Here is a 19531-nt window from a genome sequence, read left to right on the forward strand (position 1 = left end):
GAGAGTACGTGAATGAACGGACAGGTTCCCGTCGTCGAGATGACCAACATCTCGATCTCGTTCCCCGGCGTCAAAGCACTCGACGAGGTGAGCTTTCGAATGTTCCCCGGGGAGGTGCACTCGCTGCTCGGGGAGAACGGCGCAGGCAAGTCGACCCTGATCAAGGCGCTCACCGGCGTCTATCAGATCGACAGCGGCCCGACCGACAGAGGCGAGATCCTGCTGGCCGGCAGCCGGGTGTCGTTCGCGGGCCCGGCCCAGGCCCAGAACGCCGGGATCAGCACGGTGTACCAGGAGGTCAACCTGCTCGGAAACCTGAGCGTCGCGGAGAACATCATGCTCGGTCGCGAACCGCGCCGGTTCGGCGGCATCGACTGGCGGGCCACCCGTCGCCGGGCGCTGGAACTCCTCGGGGGGTTGCACCTCGACATCGACCCCGGTTCCCTCCTCGGTTCGCACTCTCTCGCCGTTCAGCAACTCGTCGCGATCGCCAGGGCCATCGACGTCCACGCGAAGGTCCTCATCCTCGATGAGCCGACGTCGAGTCTCGACGCCGACGAGGTCGCGGAACTCTTCCGGGTGATTCGCGAGCTGAAGGAGGAGGGCGTCGCGATTCTCTTCGTCTCCCATTTCCTCGACCAGGTCTACGAGATCTCCGACCGCCTCACGGTCCTGCGGAATGGCAAACTCGTCGGCGAGTACCGCACGGACGAGATCCTGCGCCTCGACCTCGTGCAGAAGATGATCGGGAAGGAACTCGCGATCCTCGACGCCCTCGAGCGACGGATCGTCGAACCGGGAGGCGGGGAAGGCGACGAGGTGCCCCTTCTCGCCGCGAGGGCGCTCGGACGCAAGGGATCCATCGCACCGGTGGACCTCAGGGTGTACACCGGCGAGGTGGTCGGGCTCGCCGGGCTCCTCGGCTCCGGGCGGACCGAGCTCGCCCGGATCCTCTCGGGCATCGACCGGCCGGACTCCGGGGAACTGGTGATCGACGGCACGCCGCACCGGTTCCGGACCCCGCGCTCCGCGCTCGCGCGGGGTGTCGCATACTCCTCGGAGAACCGGCGCGCGGAGGGCATCGTCGAGGACCTCACCGTGCGGGACAACATCGTGCTCGCACTGCAGGCCGATCGCGGCTGGTCCCACCCGATCTCGCGGAAACGCCGCGACGAGCTCGCGGTCAGCTACATCCAGGCCCTGAACATCCGGCCGGCCAACCCGGACGCCATCGTCAGGAATCTCTCGGGAGGCAACCAGCAGAAGGTGTTGCTGGCGAGGTGGCTCGCCGTCGCGCCGCGGCTGCTGATCCTCGATGAGCCGACCCGAGGCATCGACGTGGGCGCGAAGGCCGAGATCCAGAAGCTCGTGGTCAACCTCGCCGAAAACGGGATGTCGGTGCTGTTCATCTCGGCGGAACTCGAGGAAGTCCTGCGCCTCAGCAGCAGGATCGCGATCATGCGGGATCGCAGGCTCGTCGCCGACATCGTCAACGACGACCTGACCGTCGACAGCCTCCTGGCCATCATCGCCGACGGCGAACTGACGGCGGTGGCACGATGAACGCGAGCCGGATGTTCTCGAGCCGGCTGTTCTGGCCGGTGGTGATGCTGCTCGTCCTGTTCATCATCAACCTGGTGGCCTTTCCCGGGTTCTTCAGCCTCGAGGTGAAGAACGGCCACCTGTTCGGAAGCCTCGTCGACATCGCCCGCAATGGCGCGCCGACCCTCATCATCGCGGTCGGCATGACGCTCGTCATCGCGACGCGGGGGATCGACCTCTCCGTGGGCGCCGTGTGCGCGATCGCGGGGGCCGTCGCCTGCTCGATCATCCTCGGTTCCCCGGAGCCGGGCAGCATCGGCACGGTCGCGGTCGCCGTGATCGTCGCGCTCCTGATCGCCCTCGTGCTCGGCCTGTGGAACGGGTTCCTGGTCGCCGTGCTCGGGATCCAGCCCATCATCGCGACCCTGATCCTGATGACCGCCGGGCGCGGGGCGGCGATGCTCATCACCGAGGGCCAGATCCTCACCGTGAACAGTCCTCCGTTCAAGGTGATCGGGTCCGGCTTCGTCCTCGGCATCCCGGTCTCCGTCGTCATCGCGGTGGTCATCTTCACCGCGGCCGCCCTGCTCACCCGGCGTACGGCGCTCGGGCTCCTGATCGAATCGGTCGGAATCAATCCGGAGGCGAGCAGGCAGGCGGGAGTCCGGTCGCGGGGACTCCTCATCACCGTGTACACGTTTTCGGCCTTCTCCGCCGCCATCGCCGGCCTCATCCTGACCTCGAACCAGACGGCGGCCGACGCGAACAACACCGGCCTCTTCATCGAACTGGATGCGATCCTCGCGGTCGTGATCGGCGGAACCTCCCTCGCGGGCGGCCGGTATTCACTCCTCGGCACCCTCGTCGGCGCCCTGGTCATCCAGACCCTCGTCACGACGGTGTACACGGTCGGCATTCCGCCCATCGCGACGATGGTCTTCAAGGCCGCGGTCGTGACGGCCGTCTGCCTGCTGCAGTCACCGACGACGAACGCCGCGTTCGGCCGCTGGCGCCGGTCGCTCGGCCGGGGTCGTCCTGGCACCCGAACCGCCGAAAGGGCGTCCGTCTCATGAGCATCGACACCTCCTCCGCGCCGGTCGCGGGTCGCCGGCTGTTCGGCCGGGTCTCGTCCGCGTTCACGAGCCCGAAGTACGGTCCCGTGCTCGTGACCCTCGTGCTGCTCATCGCCGTCTTCGCGATCGGCGGGAGCCGCTATCGCGGCTTCGTCTCCGGGCCCGTGATCCTCAACCTGTTCGTCGACAACGCCTACCTGATCGTGTTGGCGGTCGGGATGACGTTCGTGATCCTGACCGGCGGCATCGACCTGTCAGTCGGGGCCGTCCTCGCCCTGTCGACGATGATCGCCGCGAGCCTGCTCCAGTCCGGGTGGTCGGCCTCGGTCGTGATCCCGCTCATCCTTGTGCTGACATCCGTGCTCGGCCTGCTGGTCGGGCTCATGATCCACGTCTTCAAGATCCAGCCGTTCATCGCGACCCTCGCCGCGATGTTCCTGGCCAGGGGGCTCTGCTACGTGATCAGCAAGGACTCGATCTCGATCACGGATCCGGTCTTCGTCAGCCTCGCGCAGACCAGGATCTCGCTCGGCGGGCGCATGAGCATCACGGCCAGCGTCGTGATCGCCCTGCTCGTGGTCCTGGTCGCGTTCCTCGTGCTGCATTACTCGCGCCTGGGTCGCACCGTCTACGCGATCGGCGGCGGGGAGCAGTCCGGCATGCTGATGGGACTGCCCGTCGCTCGGACCAAGGTCCTCGTCTACGTGATCAGCGGATTCTGTTCCGGGCTTGCCGGGGTACTCTTCACCTTCTATACGCTGTCGGGATACAGCCTCACGGCGGTCGGCACCGAACTCGACGCGATCGCCGCGGTCGTGATCGGCGGAACCCTGCTCACGGGCGGGTACGGATTCGTGCTCGGCTCCGTACTCGGAGTTCTCGTGCTCGGGACGATCCAGACGATCATCACCTTCGAAGGCACCCTCAGCTCGTGGTGGACCCGGATCTTCATCGGCGGGCTCCTCCTCGTCTTCATCGTCCTGCAGAAGGTCCTCACGGCACGCCGCCGGTAGCGCGTCCGGCGCGAGCGTGTCGGTCACGGCACCCGTGCGTGAGCCAGAATAAGGGGACAGAGAGACGATGCGTTGCATGCGCATCGGTGGGAGCCAATGAGCCTGGTGAGCAAGGACGATGAGAAGGCGCGCGTCGCCAACATCTTCGACGTCGCGCGGCTGGCGGGGGTATCGCACCAGACGGTCTCCCGGGTGCTCAATGACCTCCCCAACGTGCGCCCCGCGACGCGGGAACGGGTCGAGAACGCGATCAAGCAGCTCCGTTACCGGCCGTCGCCTGCCGCGCGCGCTCTCGTCACCCGCCGGTCCCGCACGATCGGCCTGATCACCACGGGCGGCCCGGACTACGGACCCTCGAGCACCGTCCTTCGGTTCAACGAGGCGGCGCGGGACGCCCGGTACGCGGTGAGCATGGCGAGCATGCTCGAGTCGGACCCGGAGTCGTTGCGTTCGGCCGTCGAACTCCTGCTGCGTCAGAACGTCGAGGCGATCGTGCTGATCGCAGCCCACCGCAGCGCTCTCGAGGCCGTCAGGGGCATCGAACTCGGGGTTCCCCTCATCGCGGTGGAGTCGAGCGGCCGCGGTGGATTCCATCGGGTCGGCGTCGACAACTACCGCGGCGCGCGGATCGCCGTCGCGCACCTCGCCGAGCTCGGCCACACCAACATCGTGCACCTCGCCGGACCGGCCGACTCCGTCGACGCGATCGAACGGGCCAGGGGGTGGCGTGACGAACTCGGCGACCGCGGCCTCATCGCGCGGGAACCGCTGATCGGCGACTGGTCGCCGGCGAGCGGGTACCGCCTCGGTGCCGACCTGATCGAATCGGGTTCGCATGGCGACTTCACCGCGGTGTTCGCCGGCAACGACCAGATGGCGCTCGGCCTGATCCACGCCCTCGTCCGCAACGGACTCGCCGTGCCGGATCGCGTGAGCGTCATCGGGTTCGACGACATCCCCGAGGCCGCCTTCTTCTCCCCGACACTGACGACCATGCGCCAGGACTTCGACGAGCTCGGCCGCAACATCCTGAGCACCCTCCTCGCCGTCCTCGAAGACGAGGAGGCGCCGGACCTGCCGAGCTCGGTGCCGGAGCTCATCGTCCGGGAGTCGACCGCCCCGCGCGCCTAGCCGTTCCAGGTGGCGACACGCCCGTGCATTCGCTCGGGGCGGTGGTTGCGTCTCGGGGCGAGCGCTCCTCGCCGCGCCCCGAGGCGTGGAGCGCGCCGCGACGCGTAGTGCGCGCCCCGAAACATAGCGCGCACCGCGAGGCGTAGTGCGCGCCCCGAAACGTAGCGCGCGCGTGGTGTGGTCGGGGCGGACGTTCGGGGCGGTGGTTTCGTCTCGGGGTGAGCGCTCCTCGGCGCGCCGCGAAGCGTAGTGCGCGCCGCGAGACGTAAGGCGCGCCCCGAGGCGTGGAGCGCGCCGCGAGTCGTAGTGCGCGCCCCGAGGTGGCGGGTCCTCAACGGGGCGGATGCGGCGGCCACTGTCCACAGGAGTCGCGGCAGCCGAGCGGGCCTGGGCGGTACCGCCGAAACTCGGGCGATGACAACTCGACTCGACACCCTCGCCGCCCGCTACCGTGAGCTGATTCCCACCGGGGCCCTCAACGCCGCTGGCCTCAATTCCACGGCGATCGATGCGCTGCTCAGAGCCGGCACGCTGGTTCGCATTCGGCGGGGAATGTTCGTCTGGGGGACGCTCTGGCGGGAGTCGGACCCCGATGACCGGTACCGGCTGTTCGTTCGTGCTTCTGCCGCGTGCGCCACCCGGCCCCTTGTCCTCTCGCACATCTCCGCAGCCGCGCTGCACGGCCTCCCGTACATCGGCCTGTGGCCGCGCGAGGTGCATGCCCTCGATCCGGAAGCAACCGGTGGGAGCCATGCCCGCTTCCTGACAGCGCATCGCGGAGCGCCCGCGCCCGCCACTGTCGAGGTGGCCGGATGCACCGCGACATCCCTCGTTCGCACCCTCGTCGACGTCGCCGCGGGAACGAATTTCCTGACGGCCGTGGTCATGATCGACCATGCCCTCCGGGTGGAACAAGTGCGGGCCGCTGACGATGCGTTTCTCGGGCGCTCGGGGGCCAGGGCAATCACCAAGGACGACCTGCTCACCGAGCTGGCGCTTGTGAATCCCCGGCGTGGATTTCGCCAGGCCGAGGCGGCGATCGATTTTGCCAATCCTCTGTCGGCGAATGGGGGCGAGTCGCTCAGCCGGGTGCGCCTGTTCGAGCTGGGCTTCGTCGTGCCGGAGTTGCAGGTGGGCTTTCCGAATGTCCGGGGGCACAACTACTGGGTCGACTTCTACTGGAGAACCGTCCGGAAGATCGGCGAATTCGACGGGCACCAGAAATACACCAGGGGGCGAATCCTGGCGGGACGCGATCCGGCCGAGGTCGTCCTGCAGGAGAAGAAGCGCGAGGACGCACTTCGGGAACACTCGGACAGTTTCATGCGCTGGGACTGGGATCTGGTCGAGTCTCCCCGGCGGTTTTTCGAATTCCTCGTAGAACACGAGGTACCGCGGGCGGCGACACGCCCGTGCTGAGTTATCCACAGAGGTGCGGATGCTGTTTCTCCAGGATGTGGATAACCGGGCGGATTCCGCGAGAAAACGGGCGTCCGGACGGGCGGGCCTGTTGACAACATCACGAATGTCGGTGGATAACTACATAATTGTAATTACCGCATGTAGTGGCCATTCCCATTCGGTGGCACTACATGTAGTATTGACCTCCAGCACAGCAACGCCGCAACACACGTGACATCCCGCGTTTCGCGGGACCGCATCGCACTTGCGCAGTCGTACTGGCGCACTCACTTCTGAATCACACGAAAGGCCTTCCAGATGGCAATCACGGTCTACACCAAGCCCTCCTGTGTCCAGTGCACAGCCACCTACCGGGCCCTCGACAACAAAGGCATCGAGTACGAAGTGCTCGACCTCTCCGTCGACGAGAACGCCCTCGAGGCCGTCAAGGCGCTCGGTTACCTCCAGGCGCCGGTCGTCATCACCGACGAGGACCACTGGTCCGGCTTCCGCCCGGACAAGATCAACGAACTCGCCGCGCGCCTCGCCTGAGCGGTCTGCGGTACGGGACTGAAGCGAGCGGTTCGAGAGTGAAGCCGGCATCCAATGGCTGAGATCGTCTATTTCTCCAGCACCTCGGGGAACACCCAGAGGTTCGTGGAGAAACTCGGCCGTCCGTCCGCGCGCATCCCGTTGCACGCCCGAGACGAGCCGCTCAAGGCGACCGAGCCCTATGTGCTCGTCGTGCCGACCTATGGCGGCGGCGAAGCCAGGGGAGCGGTGCCGAAGCAGGTCATCCGCTTCCTGAACGACGAGCACAACCGTTCGCTCATCCGTGGCGTGATCGGCGCGGGCAACATGAACTTCGGCACGGCATTCTGCATCGCGGGGGACATCATCGCGGCCAAGTGCAACGTGCCGCATATGTATCGATTTGAAGTATTGGGAACTCCGGATGATGTACGCATCGTTCACGACGGATTGGAAACATTTTGGAAGCAACAGCCGTGAAAGTAGCCCCGCACGCGCAGGTCGCGCTCGCGATGGACTATCACTCCCTCAACGCCATGCTCAACCTCTATGGGCCGAACGGGGAAATCCAGTTCGATAAGGACAGGGAGGCGGCCCGGGAGTTCTTCCTGCAGCACGTCAACCAGAACACGGTGTTCTTCCACTCCCTCCGGGAGCGCCTCGACTACCTGGTCGAGAAGGAGTACTACGAGCAGGCCGTGATCGACCAGTATTCCTTCGACTTCATCACGAGCCTCAACGACCTCGCGTACTCGAAGAAGTTCCGCTTCCAGACCTTCCTCGGCGCCTTCAAGTACTACACGTCGTACACGCTCAAGACCTTCGATGGCAACCGCTACCTCGAGCGCTTCGAGGACCGCGTCGTCATGACCGCCCTCGGTCTCGCCCAGGGCGACGAGAAGCTCGCGATCGGACTCGTCGAGGAGATCATCGCCGGCCGTTTCCAGCCCGCGACGCCGACGTTCCTGAACTCGGGCAAGGCGCAGCGCGGCGAGCTCGTCTCCTGCTTCCTGCTCCGCATCGAAGACAACATGGAGTCGATCGCCCGCGGCATCAACTCCTCGCTCCAGCTCTCCAAGCGCGGCGGCGGCGTCGCCCTCCTGCTCAGCAACATCCGTGAGTCCGGCGCCCCGATCAAGCAGATCGAGAACCAGTCGAGCGGCATCATCCCCGTGATGAAGCTCCTCGAAGACTCCTTCAGCTACGCGAACCAGCTCGGTGCCCGCCAGGGCGCCGGCGCCGTGTACCTGCACGCGCACCACCCCGACATCATGCGCTTCCTCGACACCAAGCGTGAGAACGCCGACGAGAAGGTGCGGATCAAGACCCTGTCGCTCGGCGTCGTCATCCCCGACATCACCTTCGAGCTCGCCAAGAAGGACGAGGACATGTACCTGTTCTCGCCCTACGACGTCGAGCGCGTCTACGGCGTGCCCTTCGCGGACATCTCCGTGAGCGAGAAGTACCACGAGATGGTCGACGACCCGCGGATCAAGAAGTCCAAGATGAAGGCGCGCGACTTCTTCCAGACCCTCGCGGAGATCCAGTTCGAGTCCGGCTACCCGTACATCATGTTCGAGGACACCGTCAACGCGGCGAACCCCATCAAGGGCCGCATCAACATGTCGAACCTGTGCTCGGAGATCCTCCAGGTCAACACCCCGACCACGTACAACGAAGACCTGTCCTACGACACCATCGGCAAGGACATCTCCTGCAACCTCGGGTCGATGAACATCGCCCTGTCGATGGACTCGCCCGACTTCGGCAAGACCGTCGAAACCGCGATCCGCGGCCTCAACTCGGTCTCCGAGCAGAGCCACATCACCTCGGTGCGCTCGATCGAAGACGGCAACGACAAGTCGCACGCGATCGGCCTCGGCCAGATGAACCTGCACGGCTACCTCGCCCGCGAGCGGGTGTACTACGGCAGCGAAGAAGCGATCGACTTCACGAACATCTACTTCTACACGGTGCTGTTCCACGCCCTCCGCGCCTCGAACACCCTCGCCATCGAGCGCGGCCACGCGTTCGCCGGCTTCGAGGACTCGACGTATGCCTCCGGCACGTTCTTCGACAAGTACACCGACCAGGCGTGGGTCCCGGCCACCATTCGCGGTGCCGAGCTCTTCGAGAATGCCGGGGTGCGCATTCCGACCCAGGCCGACTGGGCCGAGCTGAAGGCATCCGTCATGGAGCACGGCATCTACAACCAGAACCTGCAGGCCGTTCCGCCGACCGGGTCGATCTCCTACATCAACAACTCGACCTCGTCGATCCACCCGATCGCCTCCAAGATCGAGATCCGCAAGGAAGGCAAGCTCGGCCGCGTCTACTACCCGGCGCCGTTCATGACGAACGACAACCTGGACTTCTACCAGGACGCCTACGAGATCGGCGCCGAGAAGATCATCGACACCTACGCCGCGGCAACGCAGCACGTCGACCAGGGCCTCTCGCTCACGCTCTTCTTCAAGGACACCGCGACGACCCGCGACATCAACAAGGCGCAGATCTACGCGTGGCGCAAGGGCATCAAGACCATCTACTACATCCGTCTCCGCCAGATGGCCCTCGAAGGGACCGAGGTTGACGGTTGCGTCAGCTGTATGCTGTGAGTTTGCTGGACGTTTTCTGTGCACTGCCCGCGACTGCCCTGGGACTAAGGACTATCAATGATTGACAAGCTCAAGCTCATCTCGCACGTTGATGCGATCAACTGGAACAAGATCGAGGATGAGAAGGACGTCGACGTCTGGAACCGGCTGACCAACAACTTCTGGCTGCCGGAGAAGATCCCGCTGTCGAACGACGTGCAGTCCTGGAACCAGCTCACCCCGGTCGAGCAGCAGCTCACCCTGCGCGTGTTCACCGGCCTGACCCTGCTCGACACGATCCAGGGCACCGTCGGCGCTGTCTCGCTGATCCCCGACTCGATCACCCCGCACGAAGAGGCCGTCTACACGAACATCGCGTTCATGGAGTCCGTGCACGCCAAGAGCTACTCGTCGATCTTCTCCACCCTGAGCAACACGAAGGACATCGACGAGGCGTTCCGCTGGTCGACGGAGAACGTCAACCTGCAGCGCAAGGCCTCGATCGTGATGGACTACTACCAGGGCGACGACCCGCTCAAGCGCAAGGTCGCCTCGGTGCTGCTCGAGTCGTTCCTGTTCTACTCGGGCTTCTACCTGCCGATGTGGTTCTCCAGCCGCGCCCGCATGACCAACACGGCCGACCTCATCCGCTTGATCATTCGTGACGAAGCGGTGCACGGCTACTACATCGGCTACAAGTTCCAGAAGGGCCTCGAGGCGGCGACGCAGGAGCGTCGCGACGAGATCAAGGACTACGCGTTCAACCTCGTCTTCGAGCTCTACGAGAACGAGGTGCAGTACACCCAGGACCTCTACGACGCCGTCGGCCTGACCGAGGACGTCAAGAAGTTCCTGCACTACAACGCCAACAAGGCCCTGATGAACCTCGGCTACGAGGCCATCTTCCCCAAGGAGGTCTGCGACGTGAACCCGGCGATCCTGTCCGCCCTCTCGCCGAACGCCGACGAGAACCACGACTTCTTCTCCGGGTCGGGCTCCTCGTACGTGATCGGCAAGGCCGTGAACACGGAAGACGCCGACTGGGACTTCTAGCCCACGACTGATAGCACGTAGGAAGGCCGGGAGCGCAGTGCGCCCCCGGCCTTCTTCGTGCGTTCGTGCTTTCTAGTGTGCGACCGTGGCGTCGGCGTGGACTGAGGCGTCGTGTCCCGCGTCCGCTGCTGCACCGTGTGCCAGGTGCCCGGCGATCTTCTGGATCTCGGGACCGTAGGTCCCGGTCCCGGCGTCGGTCGCGATCTGCTGCGCCGCCGCATCCTGCTGGTCGGCCGGCAGGGCCGTGAGCGCCGTCAGGGCGCTCTGGAGTTCGACCGGGAGCTTGTCGAACAGGGCCGGGTTGTCAGCGAGGCTCGAGGCGAGCTTGATGACGGCGGCACCGCCCCCAGCGTCGGTTCCGCTGTCGTCGGGCGCCGCGCTATCCGTGCCGCCCGTCGTTCCGGTTGTGCCGGCGTCGAGGCTTCCCTCGAGCGCTGCGTGCAGGGCGGCGCGCAGCGGATGCTCCGGGTCGGCCTGGATCGCAACGGCGAGCGCCTGCGCCTGCTCGCCATAGTTCCCGGCGAGAGCCGACGTGGCGATGAATCCGGCGGCGGCGGTGCGGTCCCCGTCCGAGGCCTGTGTCAGGGTGGTCAGGTCGGCCTGCAGATTCGCAGGCAGGCTCGCGAAGAGCTCGGCGTGACCGGAGATCGTCGCGGCGACCTTCTGGGCCTTCTCGCCGAAGTCCTGTCCATGCGCGAGGTCCCCGTGCAGCTCGTGGGCGACGGAGCCGAAGAATGAGGCGCCCGGGGCGGCGGGGGCGGATGCCGACGGGGTCGACGGGGTGCCCGGTTCGGCGGTGCCGCCCAGCGGGCTGGCCGTTGCTCCCTGCATGCCGGTGCCGAGCAGGGCACCCGCGGCGAGTACAGAGGCGGCGCCGATCGTGAGGCGCTTCTTTCGAGAGGTGGCGGTAGCCGAGGAGTTCTTGTTCTGGGTCACAGTTGTTCCTTTCGATTGCGCGCGGCCGGCGGTGGTGCAGTCCAGGGCGGGCCCCGGATGGCGAACCGCTGCCGGCAGCACGTGGCGAGTCTAGGCAGCCGGGTCGGCCAGACCCTCCGTGTCTGCTGGGTGCCCGGCCGCGGAGTCGGACGAGTGCCGCCAGGACTTCCCGGGCGATGCCGGCCGTCGCCCGGCGGGCATCCCCGGTCTGGTTGTCGCTCTCACCGGGCGTTTCCGGGGCCGGCGCACTTGCGCGACTCGTCGTGGGCGGCGGCACCGGTGCCGGGGCTGGCGGCGGAGGAATTACGCTCTCGGCTGAGTCGGTGGCCTCGGAGTGTCCCCCGTTGGGGGACTGGTGCTAAAGGTGAGAATGTGTCACCATAGACAGATTATCCTGTCCCCTGGTTCCACCCGTTGAGTCTGACGAGCAGTCAGCTCCGGCGACGTACACGCGACACTGAAGTGATTTGACACTGGAGTTACCGGGTTCAGCACCACGATCTGGTACTTCGGAGTCCTCACAAATGAACAAGAAGAATCTGGCGGCAGCGCTTGCGCTGTCGCTGGCTATACTCGGCCTCATCGCCCCTACCAACGTTACGTCCGCCCAAGCGGCGACGCCGTCGTCCGTCAAGGTCGTCGACTCCGCGAACATCATCACGGACCCCGCCTGGTTCACGCAGGCCTACAACGAGGGCATCCGTCTCTACGTGATGCACTCGACCGCGTGGGGCAGCTGCGCGCCCTGGGAGCACACCCAGGCGCAACTCAAGATGGCGCTCGACGCCGGCCTCAAGATCGCCGTCTACACCCGGGATGCGACATGCTGGCAGGGCGGTATCGCCGCGGCCGGCCCGTATCAGTCGCAACTGCAGTTCTTCGCACTCGACGTCGAGACCGGCAGCCCTGCGGTGACCCGCGCGATGGTCGACGGGGTGCGCGCGATGGGCGTGCGGCCGGTGATCTACAGCGGCTCGGGGATGTGGCCGAGCATCATGAACAACAGCAGCGCCTTCGCCGACGTGCCGCTCTGGGACACGAATGCCGGCGCGGTGAACTACAGCGGCTGGCTCGCGGACACGGGTGCCCCGGCGCCCGTGGCGTACGGGGGCTGGAACACGGCAGCGAACCCGCGGATCGGGGTGCAGCAGAAGTTCGAGCACAACCTGAACGGCGTGCTCGTCGACCTCAACTCCTTCGACGCGGGCTTCCTCGGCCTCGGCGAACCGGCGCCCGTCGTCGTGACACCGGCACCGGCACCGGTGCCGACGGCCGCTCCCGCGCCGACTCCGAAGCCCACGCCAGCGCCGGCGAAGGTTCGGATCCACCACCGGCGCTGACTCGGGCATCCGCTCGCCCGCGCTCGGCTACGCGCTCGCGGTGCGGCGGGGGTTAGTCCTCGTCGGGGACGACGACCAGGGTGACCGGGATGTTCCCACGCGTGGCGCGGGAGTACGGGCAGACCTGGTGGGCGGCTTCGAGCATCTCCTGGGCGACGACGGGGTCGACGCCGGGCAGCTGGGCCTCGATCGTGACCTCGAAGTCGAAGCCAGTGGCCATGCCGCCGACGAGGTGAACCTCGAGGGAGACGGCAGAGTCGGTGACGATGACCTTGCGCTGGCGGGCGACACCCTTGAGCGCATTGTGGAAGCACGCGGCCCAGCCGCTCGCGAAGAGCTGCTCGGGGTTCGTGCCCGCTCCGCCGTCGCCGCCCATTTCGGCCGGGATGGACAGGTCGAGGTCGAGTTTGTTGTCGCTCGTGACGACCTTGCCCGTTCGTCCGCCCCAGGAAGTGGCGGATGCGGTGTAGACGGCGGTGCTCATGGTGTCTTCTTTCGTGGCGGGCCGGGGGCAGACTGGGGGTGGCCCTTGTGGAAGTGCTTCGTATTCGAAACAACTAGGAGCGAGTCGTGAGTATTCCCCCATCGGGCAATGCAAATCCGGGCGATCCGGACCGGAAGGGCCCCGCCCCGAGCGTGTCGCCCGCAGAGATGCGTGCCTGGGCGGCCATCGTCGAGACGGCGAACATCGTGCAGTTCGCCGCCGACCGGCAGCTTCGGGACGCGGTGGGTCTGACCCTCGCCCAGTTCGAGATCCTGCTCCGGCTCCTCGAAGCGCCAGATGGCCGGTTGCGGATGACGGACATCGCCGACGCCCTGACTGTGTCCCGCAGCGGGCTCACCTACCAGGTCGCCCGGCTCGAGACGCTCGGGCTCGTCGAACGACGCCCGTCCCCTGGCGATGAGCGCTCCGTGATCGCGCACATCACGCCGGCCGGCCGTGCTGCGCTCGCCGCGGGCGGGCCCGGTTACGTCACGCTCGTGCGGGAGATGCTCTTCGACCGCATCGATCCCGGGCAACTCGCGACGGTCACCGAGATCCTCGGCGACGTGCGTACTCAGCTGCGTGAGCGGCCAAAACGCTCCACGTTCCGCCGCAGCCGAGGCGCCCCCGCCGCGGGGGACTGACCGACCTCGACCCGGTCAGATCGTCGGGACCAGCTCGGCGCGCGGGCAGGGCTGTCCGCCGACGAGATTGAGGCAGGACGCGAACACGGACGGGAACGGCTCACTCAGCGAGGACCCGAACCAGGTGTTGTAGAACTGCCAGAAATTCAGGTTTCCGTGCGTCGAGCATCCGCCGCCGTCGCCCGTCGTGTCTGTAAGTGCCGCAGAATCCGGCTGGTACGGCGTGTAGTTGTAGAGGTTCGCCGTGGCCTGGTTGCGGATCTGGACCGTCGCCGCGCCGCACGCGGCGTCGGGGTTGTATGCGACGCTGACCGCGCCGATCTTGTAGGTGCGTTCGGGCTCCTGGGTGTACTGCCGGAACTGCCACGCGGCCCGGTAGACCTGGTTGAAGAAGCCGAAGTACTCCGCGTCGCAGCCTGCCGTGTCCGGGCAGCCGTAGCCCGTCGCCCGCAGGTAACCGGATGCACTGGGCCGGGTGAGGAGGGACTGTTCCTTCTGCAGCAGCACGAGCAGAACCCGCGGGCTGATCGTGCAGGCCCTGGCGACCTTCTCGATGATCGTGCTCGCGCGCTCGTTCGTCGCACCCTCGTAGGCGGCGCAGTGCCCGGGGCCCTGCGCGGGTTCGGAGGCGGTCGACTCGCGGTACTCCCAGAGGCACGGCGACTCGTCGCGTCGCACGCAGTTCCGGCCCTCGAGGAAGGACTGCACGTCGTCTGCCGTCATCGCGTCGGGGTTGAAGAAGTTGTAGTCGCTGATCAGGGCGCCGGCGTCGAAGACGGCGGGTTCGGTGGGCGCCGTTCGCGGCACGACGACTGACCGCACCAGGAAGCCGCCGGCCACGATGGCGGCGATCGTCGCGACGGCGATGAGGGTTCGTCGCTGGGAGGCGCGGAGAGGCATGAGTCCACCCTAACCGGGCCAGGCGAACGAGCGGGGTCGGTCTGGGGATCGCGCGGTCGCTCGCACCGGTGATCGCGACGCGGCTCACGGCGTGGCACGGCCGCAACGGTTTTTCCCGGGGTCGGGGTCGATTTCTGTCGCTCGGCCTTCGCCGGGAGTAGCGTGGGAGCATGTCAGGCATCGATGCAGACCAGTCTCCAGCTCCCACCGGCAGTATCGTCGTCGGGCACGACGGCTCCGATTACGCCAACCATGCGCTCGAGGTCGCCCTCGACCTCGCGGAGCCGCTCGGGGCATCCGTCGTCGTCGTTCGGGCCTGGTCGATCGACACGGCCCCGCGCCCGGCCGACTGGAAGTTCGGCTACGTCTCGCCCCTCACCGACTACGCCGGCGCGGTGCGGGCGAAGCTCGAGGCCGATGCCGCACCGACGGTCGCCCGGCACCCGGGCGTGCCGGTCGAGTACCGGGCGGCCTACGCGACACCGCTCGGCTGCCTGATCGAGGTCTCACGCGGGGCACGGATGCTGGTGGTCGGCTCCCGCGGGCGCGGCGGCCTTGCCGGGATGCTGCTCGGGTCGGTCAGCGAGCAGTGCGTGCGACACGCGGCCTGCCCGGTGCTCGTGGTACGGCCCGGCGCACCGGCCTGAGCGGTCTACTGCCCCGGCGCGGGAGTCCGGAGGTCGGCAACCGACGCGCGGGGGATGAACTGGGTCGGGAGCTGGATGTCCTGGGCCGCCTGCCCCGGCGACTCGATCTCGGCCACGAGTCGCTCGACGGCGAGCTCTCCGAGCTGCTCGACCGGGCGGGCGACGACCGTGATGCCCGGCACCATGTATGCCGCCCAGGGGCTGTCGTCGACCGTGACCAGGGACACCTCGCGTCCGATGGCGAGCCCCCGCGAACCGGCGACCTTGAGTACGGACAACGCCATGTCGTTGTTGGAGGTGAAGATGACCGTGGGCGGTGAGGCCAGGTCGAGCATCTCTGCGACCGCGGCCTCCGAGGAGTCGGGGACGTCTTCGCTGAAATGCCAGACCTGGTCTTCGGGAGGGATGCCCGCCTCGGCCGCGCCGGCCGCGTAACCGTCGGTACGGTCCCGCACGCTCGAGATCAGTGCGAGGGGGCGTGCCGTGGTGTGGCCGGTGATGTTCGCGGCGGTGATCAGGAAGCCGAGCCGGGTGTGCCCGAGGCCTACGGCGTTGCGGACCGCCTCCCGGGTGCCGGAATAGTCATCTGTCGAGACCATGGTGACGCCCAGGTCGTCCAGGCGGCGGTCGGCGAGCACAAGCGGGCGGCCACCCAGGTTTCCGGCCTCGAGGTGCTGACTGTGGCCGGTTGCGGAGGGGAACACGATCAGGCCGTCGACCTGCTTGTCGAGCAGGGTCTCGATGGCCCCTCTCTCCACGTCGGGGTCCTCGTCGGTGTTGGTGATCAGGACCTGGTACCCGCGTTTTCGCGCCGCATCGACGATGGACTTGGTGGCGCGGTCGAAGAAGGCGTTCGTGAAGTCGGCGATGACGACGAGTCCGATCGTTCCGGTCGAGCCGGCGCGCATGGCTCTCGCGAGTTCATTGGGGCGATAGCCGATCTCGTCCGCTATGCGACGGACGCGTTCCACGGTGGCTGCCGACGTGCGCCCGTAGCCGGAGAGGGCCCGGGAGGCGGTGGCGCGGGAGACGCCGGCCTGGTCTGCGACGTCGACGATTGTCGGAGCGTGACTTCGTCGTTCAACCATGAACAATCCTCGTAATCGAAACGTTACCGAACAGGCTTGCGCCGCGGTGCTGCGTGCTGCAATCTTATACAAGTTTGCGAGAACGATCTCGCAAACAGCGTGTGCAGTCGCAATTGCAGTGCACCTATGTGTCAAAGGAGACCTCCATGAAGCGTTCTTACCGAGCGATCACCACCGTCGGCGTCGCAGCCGCATTCGTTATCTCGATGAGCGCCTGCTCCACCACAGCGAGCACCGGGAGTGCGACGACGTCGACCGAAAAGAAGGACATCACCATCGCGTTCGTGATGGGCGCAGAGGCAGACCCGTTCTTCCAGGCGATGAAGGTCGGCGCCGAGGACGAGGCCAAGGCCGAGGGCGTCAAGCTGATCTGGCAGGGCGACCCCTCCAAGTACTCTGCTGAAACGCAGATCCCGATCGTCGACGCCGTGCTCGCCCAGCAGCCCACCGGCCTCGTGCTCATCCCGACCGACCCGAAGGCCCTGCAGGCCTCGGTGGCCAAGGCCACTGCCGCCGGCATCCCCGTCGTCAACGTCGACACCCACGTCGCCGACCTCAAGGACGTCGTCAGCTTCATCACCGGCGACAACGCCGACGGCGGCTCCAAGGCGGCCGACGCGCTCGCCACCCAGATCGGCTACAAGACCGGTGGCTCGTACAAGGTCGTCGTCGGACTCACCAGCGCCACCGCAACCACGAACGTGAGCCGCCTCGACGGCTTCAAGGCCCAGGTCGCCGCGAAGTACCCCGGTGTGGAAATCGTCGACGTGGCATACTCCGAGTCCAACCCGGAGACGGCTGCCACCAACGTGAGCAACTGGCTGACCAAGTACCCGGACCTCAACGGAATCTTCGCGATCGACGGCACGAACGCATCCGGCGCGGCCGCCGCGCTCGAGTCGAAGGGCCTCAGCGGCAAGATCGGCCTCGTCGGCTACGACGCATACCCGGACAACGTCGCCAAGATCAAGTCGGGCATCTTCACCGCCCTCGTCGCCCAGGACCCGGCCGCCGAGGCACGCCTGGCCATCAAGACCCTCGTCGAGTTCATCAACACCGGCAAGACGGCGACCGAGCACGAGGTCGTCATCCCCAACGTCGTCCTCAACTCCACGACCTCCGACGCTGACTTCGCCAAGTACACCTACGTCAAGTAGCTGACGCTTCCCGTACTTCACGACAAGAGCCAGGGAGTCATCATGACCAACAGCAATCAAACCACGGCGCGGAAACCGGGCATTCCGGCGGAACAGAAGCCGGTTCCGCTCGCGCTCACGGCGCGGATCAGCACCCTCGCGTCGAACCAGAGCACCATCCTGATCGGCGTGATGGTACTGCTCATCGTCGTCTTTTCGGTGCTGGAGCCGAAGTTCTTCTCCGCACCGACCGCCAGCAATATCCTCACGGACTGGGGATCGGTCGTCCTGATTGCAGTTGGCCAGACCTTCGTCGTGATCAGCGGTGGAATCGACCTCTCGGTCGGAGCCATCATCGGACTCAGCGGAGTCGTGTCGGCCTGGACGATGGCGAACGTCCTCAAGGTCGACCAGACGGTGTCCGGCGCGGACGCGTCTGGCCCGCTCCTCATCGGCACCCTGGTGTCGGTGGGAGTGGGGCTCCTCGTGGGCCTGACCAACGCCTTCCTGATCAACAAGCTCCGGATCGTCCCGTTCATCGCGACCCTGTCGACGATGGGGGCCGCACTCGGGCTCTCGGTGATCATCTCGAGCGGGCAGCCGATCGGATCCGCGAACAACTTCAGCCTCATCGCCGCGATGGACCCGAAGACGAACCCGTTGTCGTGGGCCCTGATCGTCGTCATCGTCGTGGTGACGATCGCCGGCCTGTTCCTGCACAAGGCGCGGTTCGGCCTCTACACCTACGCGATCGGCTCGAACACCTTCGCGGCCCGCGGCGCAGGCATCAACGTCGAACGGCACCTGACGTTGGTCTACGCGCTCTCCGGAGCCCTGGCCGGTCTCGCCGGGATGTACGTCTACCTGCGCCTCGGTGCCGGCTCGCCGTCATCGGGAACCGGGCGTGAGCTCGACGCCATCGCCGCGGTCGTCATCGGGGGCGCCTCCCTGATGGGTGGCATCGGCCGGATCTGGGGCACCGTGCTCGGTGCGCTCATCCTCTTCACGGTGCAGTCCGGCCTGATCATGGTCGGCGTCGCGCCGGACTGGAAGAAGGTCGTTGTGGCCATCCTGATCGCCGCGGCGGTCGCTGCGCAGACGCTGCAGAGCAAGAACGGAAGAAAATAATGACCGGCGAAGTGATCTACGAAGTCAAGAACGTTTCGAAGCGGTACGGGTCGGTCGTCGCCCTCGACGGTGCGAGCCTCAAGCTGCACGCCGGTGAGGTGCTCGGCCTGGTCGGCGACAACGGCGCGGGCAAGTCGACGCTCGTCAAGGTCCTCTCGGGGGCACACCAGCCCAACGGCGGGAAGATCTACCTCGACGGCGTCGAGCGCACCTGGGGTTCGCCCCGGGAGGCGCTCGAGGCCGGCGTGGAGACCCTTTATCAGGACTCGGGGCTCGCCCCGCACCTGACGGTGTCGCAGAACGTGTTCCTCGGCCGGGAAAAGACGGTCAAGGGAATCTTCGGCAAGATGGGCTTCCTGGCCCGCAAGGAGATGGAGCACGACGCCCACGAAGACCTCGAGCGCGTCGGGATCGCCGTCCCGGCGTCCGACCGTCCGGTGTCCCAGCTGTCCGGCGGGCAGCGGCAGGCGGTGGCCATCGGTCGCGCCGTGGCCTGGGCGCGCCGCGTGATCATCCTCGACGAGCCGACCAACCACCTCGGTGCGCGGCAGGCCGGGGAGGTGCTCCAGGTGGTCAGGGCGGCCAAGGCGAAGGGGCTCGGCGTGATCTTCATCTCGCACACCCTGCCCCACGTGCTCGAGGTCACCGACCGGGTCGTGGTCCTTCGGCTCGGCAAGATCGTCATGGATGCCCCCACCTCGGAATTCGACGGGGATCGCCTGATCGGGGTCCTCACCGGGACCATCCAGACGGTCAGGGTCGAGGGCGACTGACCCGACCGGACGCCGCGGAATGCCGATCGGCCCCGGGCAGCGCACAGCGGACATCCGCTGGCGCCGCCCGGGGCTTCGTCGTTCCCCCGCGCAGGCCGATCCTTTCCGGTCGAG

General features: G+C 66.7%; 19 protein-coding genes. 15 read left to right on the top strand and 4 right to left on the bottom strand.

Annotated elements, in window-relative coordinates:
* Positions 1 to 12 precede the first annotated feature (12 nt).
* From MQH31_RS00875 to nrdF, 9 genes are all read left to right on the top strand, one after another.
* Positions 13 to 1563, top strand: coding sequence for a sugar ABC transporter ATP-binding protein (locus MQH31_RS00875; RefSeq protein ID WP_243010590.1), 1551 nt, complete (start codon positions 13 to 15; stop codon positions 1561 to 1563).
* On the top strand, positions 1560 to 2615 hold the full coding sequence (locus MQH31_RS00880) for an ABC transporter permease (RefSeq protein ID WP_134534334.1): 1056 nt from the start codon (positions 1560 to 1562) through the stop codon (positions 2613 to 2615). Before MQH31_RS00875 ends, MQH31_RS00880 begins: the two co-directional genes overlap by 4 nt.
* Positions 2612 to 3628 carry a galactofuranose ABC transporter, permease protein YjfF gene (yjfF, locus tag MQH31_RS00885; RefSeq protein WP_134534333.1) on the top strand — a complete coding sequence of 339 codons (1017 nt, stop codon included), beginning with the start codon at positions 2612 to 2614 and terminating at the stop codon, positions 3626 to 3628. The genes MQH31_RS00880 and yjfF overlap by 4 nt, the downstream gene beginning before the upstream one ends.
* A gap of 105 nt (positions 3629 to 3733) precedes the next feature.
* Positions 3734 to 4759: a LacI family DNA-binding transcriptional regulator gene (locus MQH31_RS00890; RefSeq protein WP_243010591.1), complete on the top strand. Its 1026-nt coding sequence runs from the start codon at positions 3734 to 3736 to the stop codon at positions 4757 to 4759.
* 414 nt (positions 4760 to 5173) lie between these two features.
* Positions 5174 to 6178, top strand: a complete 1005-nt coding sequence (locus tag MQH31_RS00895) for a type IV toxin-antitoxin system AbiEi family antitoxin domain-containing protein (protein WP_243010592.1) — start codon at positions 5174 to 5176, stop codon at positions 6176 to 6178.
* A 300-nt stretch (positions 6179 to 6478) separates the two neighbouring features.
* Positions 6479 to 6712: a glutaredoxin-like protein NrdH gene (gene nrdH, locus MQH31_RS00900; RefSeq protein ID WP_134446781.1), complete on the top strand. Its 234-nt coding sequence runs from the start codon at positions 6479 to 6481 to the stop codon at positions 6710 to 6712.
* Positions 6713 to 6766: 54 nt separating this feature from the next.
* Entirely contained in the window at positions 6767 to 7171 is a 405-nt protein-coding gene (gene nrdI / locus MQH31_RS00905) for a class Ib ribonucleoside-diphosphate reductase assembly flavoprotein NrdI (protein WP_243010593.1), read from the top strand.
* Between the two features lie 32 nt (positions 7172 to 7203).
* Positions 7204 to 9309 carry a class 1b ribonucleoside-diphosphate reductase subunit alpha gene (gene nrdE / locus MQH31_RS00910; RefSeq protein WP_134534859.1) on the top strand — a complete coding sequence of 702 codons (2106 nt, stop codon included), beginning with the start codon at positions 7204 to 7206 and terminating at the stop codon, positions 9307 to 9309.
* A gap of 57 nt (positions 9310 to 9366) precedes the next feature.
* Positions 9367 to 10341: a class 1b ribonucleoside-diphosphate reductase subunit beta gene (gene nrdF, locus MQH31_RS00915; RefSeq protein ID WP_134534329.1), complete on the top strand. Its 975-nt coding sequence runs from the start codon at positions 9367 to 9369 to the stop codon at positions 10339 to 10341.
* 72 nt (positions 10342 to 10413) lie between these two features.
* On the opposite strand, the gene MQH31_RS00920 is transcribed toward nrdF, so the two are convergent.
* Positions 10414 to 11277 carry a hypothetical protein gene (locus tag MQH31_RS00920; protein WP_243010594.1) on the bottom strand — a complete coding sequence of 288 codons (864 nt, stop codon included), beginning with the start codon at positions 11275 to 11277 and terminating at the stop codon, positions 10414 to 10416.
* A 524-nt stretch (positions 11278 to 11801) separates the two neighbouring features.
* Here MQH31_RS00920 and MQH31_RS00925 point away from each other — a divergent pair.
* Entirely contained in the window at positions 11802 to 12617 is an 816-nt protein-coding gene (locus MQH31_RS00925) for a glycoside hydrolase family 25 domain-containing protein (RefSeq protein ID WP_243010595.1), read from the top strand.
* Positions 12618 to 12669: 52 nt separating this feature from the next.
* Here the strand turns inward: MQH31_RS00925 and MQH31_RS00930 are convergent, their stop codons facing one another.
* The gene (locus tag MQH31_RS00930; protein ID WP_243010596.1) at positions 12670 to 13101 is read right to left on the bottom strand and encodes an organic hydroperoxide resistance protein; all 432 of its coding nucleotides are present in this window, start codon (positions 13099 to 13101) and stop codon (positions 12670 to 12672) included.
* 86 nt (positions 13102 to 13187) lie between these two features.
* Here MQH31_RS00930 and MQH31_RS00935 point away from each other — a divergent pair, with 86 nt between their 5' ends.
* A complete protein-coding gene (locus MQH31_RS00935) occupies positions 13188 to 13745 on the top strand; it encodes a MarR family winged helix-turn-helix transcriptional regulator (protein ID WP_243010597.1) in 558 nt (185 codons plus the stop codon).
* Positions 13746 to 13760: 15 nt separating this feature from the next.
* Here MQH31_RS00935 and MQH31_RS00940 read toward each other — a convergent pair whose 3' ends face one another.
* Positions 13761 to 14645 (bottom strand): LasA N-terminal domain-containing protein, encoded by an 885-nt coding sequence (locus tag MQH31_RS00940; RefSeq protein ID WP_243010598.1) that lies wholly within the window; start codon positions 14643 to 14645, stop codon positions 13761 to 13763.
* A gap of 170 nt (positions 14646 to 14815) precedes the next feature.
* On the opposite strand from MQH31_RS00940, the gene MQH31_RS00945 reads away from it, so the two are divergent.
* Positions 14816 to 15292: a universal stress protein gene (locus MQH31_RS00945; RefSeq protein ID WP_243010599.1), complete on the top strand. Its 477-nt coding sequence runs from the start codon at positions 14816 to 14818 to the stop codon at positions 15290 to 15292.
* A 5-nt stretch (positions 15293 to 15297) separates the two neighbouring features.
* On the opposite strand, the gene MQH31_RS00950 is transcribed toward MQH31_RS00945, so the two are convergent.
* Positions 15298 to 16380, bottom strand: a complete 1083-nt coding sequence (locus tag MQH31_RS00950; protein WP_243010600.1) for a LacI family DNA-binding transcriptional regulator — start codon at positions 16378 to 16380, stop codon at positions 15298 to 15300.
* Between the two features lie 146 nt (positions 16381 to 16526).
* Between MQH31_RS00950 and MQH31_RS00955 the strand changes: the two genes are divergently transcribed.
* From MQH31_RS00955 to MQH31_RS00965, 3 genes are read left to right on the top strand one after another with little or no spacing between them, the layout of a single operon-like run.
* Positions 16527 to 17537: a substrate-binding domain-containing protein gene (locus MQH31_RS00955; RefSeq protein ID WP_243010601.1), complete on the top strand. Its 1011-nt coding sequence runs from the start codon at positions 16527 to 16529 to the stop codon at positions 17535 to 17537.
* 42 nt (positions 17538 to 17579) lie between these two features.
* Complete coding sequence (locus MQH31_RS00960; RefSeq protein WP_134534318.1) at positions 17580 to 18644, top strand: ABC transporter permease; 1065 nt, start codon at positions 17580 to 17582, stop codon at positions 18642 to 18644.
* A complete protein-coding gene (locus MQH31_RS00965) occupies positions 18644 to 19417 on the top strand; it encodes an ATP-binding cassette domain-containing protein (RefSeq protein ID WP_134534316.1) in 774 nt (257 codons plus the stop codon). The genes MQH31_RS00960 and MQH31_RS00965 overlap by 1 nt, the downstream gene beginning before the upstream one ends.
* Positions 19418 to 19531 lie beyond the last annotated feature (114 nt).

Source organism: Cryobacterium zhongshanensis, from assembly GCF_022760445.1.
In the GTDB taxonomy this organism is placed as follows: Bacteria; Actinomycetota; Actinomycetes; order Actinomycetales; family Microbacteriaceae; genus Cryobacterium; species Cryobacterium algoricola.

Coding starts and splice junctions, on each gene's coding strand:
- MQH31_RS00875 (WP_243010590.1), top strand. CDS start 13: ATGAACGGACAGGTTCCCGTCGTCGAGATGACCAACATCTCGATCTCG.
- MQH31_RS00880 (WP_134534334.1), top strand. CDS start 1,560: ATGAACGCGAGCCGGATGTTCTCGAGCCGGCTGTTCTGGCCGGTGGTG.
- yjfF (WP_134534333.1), top strand. CDS start 2,612: ATGAGCATCGACACCTCCTCCGCGCCGGTCGCGGGTCGCCGGCTGTTC.
- MQH31_RS00895 (WP_243010592.1), top strand. CDS start 5,174: ATGACAACTCGACTCGACACCCTCGCCGCCCGCTACCGTGAGCTGATT.
- nrdH (WP_134446781.1), top strand. CDS start 6,479: ATGGCAATCACGGTCTACACCAAGCCCTCCTGTGTCCAGTGCACAGCC.
- nrdI (WP_243010593.1), top strand. CDS start 6,767: ATGGCTGAGATCGTCTATTTCTCCAGCACCTCGGGGAACACCCAGAGG.
- nrdE (WP_134534859.1), top strand. CDS start 7,204: ATGGACTATCACTCCCTCAACGCCATGCTCAACCTCTATGGGCCGAAC.
- nrdF (WP_134534329.1), top strand. CDS start 9,367: ATGATTGACAAGCTCAAGCTCATCTCGCACGTTGATGCGATCAACTGG.
- MQH31_RS00925 (WP_243010595.1), top strand. CDS start 11,802: ATGAACAAGAAGAATCTGGCGGCAGCGCTTGCGCTGTCGCTGGCTATA.
- MQH31_RS00930 (WP_243010596.1), bottom strand. CDS start 13,101: ATGAGCACCGCCGTCTACACCGCATCCGCCACTTCCTGGGGCGGACGA.
- MQH31_RS00940 (WP_243010598.1), bottom strand. CDS start 14,645: ATGCCTCTCCGCGCCTCCCAGCGACGAACCCTCATCGCCGTCGCGACG.
- MQH31_RS00945 (WP_243010599.1), top strand. CDS start 14,816: ATGTCAGGCATCGATGCAGACCAGTCTCCAGCTCCCACCGGCAGTATC.
- MQH31_RS00950 (WP_243010600.1), bottom strand. CDS start 16,380: ATGGTTGAACGACGAAGTCACGCTCCGACAATCGTCGACGTCGCAGAC.
- MQH31_RS00955 (WP_243010601.1), top strand. CDS start 16,527: ATGAAGCGTTCTTACCGAGCGATCACCACCGTCGGCGTCGCAGCCGCA.
- MQH31_RS00960 (WP_134534318.1), top strand. CDS start 17,580: ATGACCAACAGCAATCAAACCACGGCGCGGAAACCGGGCATTCCGGCG.
- MQH31_RS00965 (WP_134534316.1), top strand. CDS start 18,644: ATGACCGGCGAAGTGATCTACGAAGTCAAGAACGTTTCGAAGCGGTAC.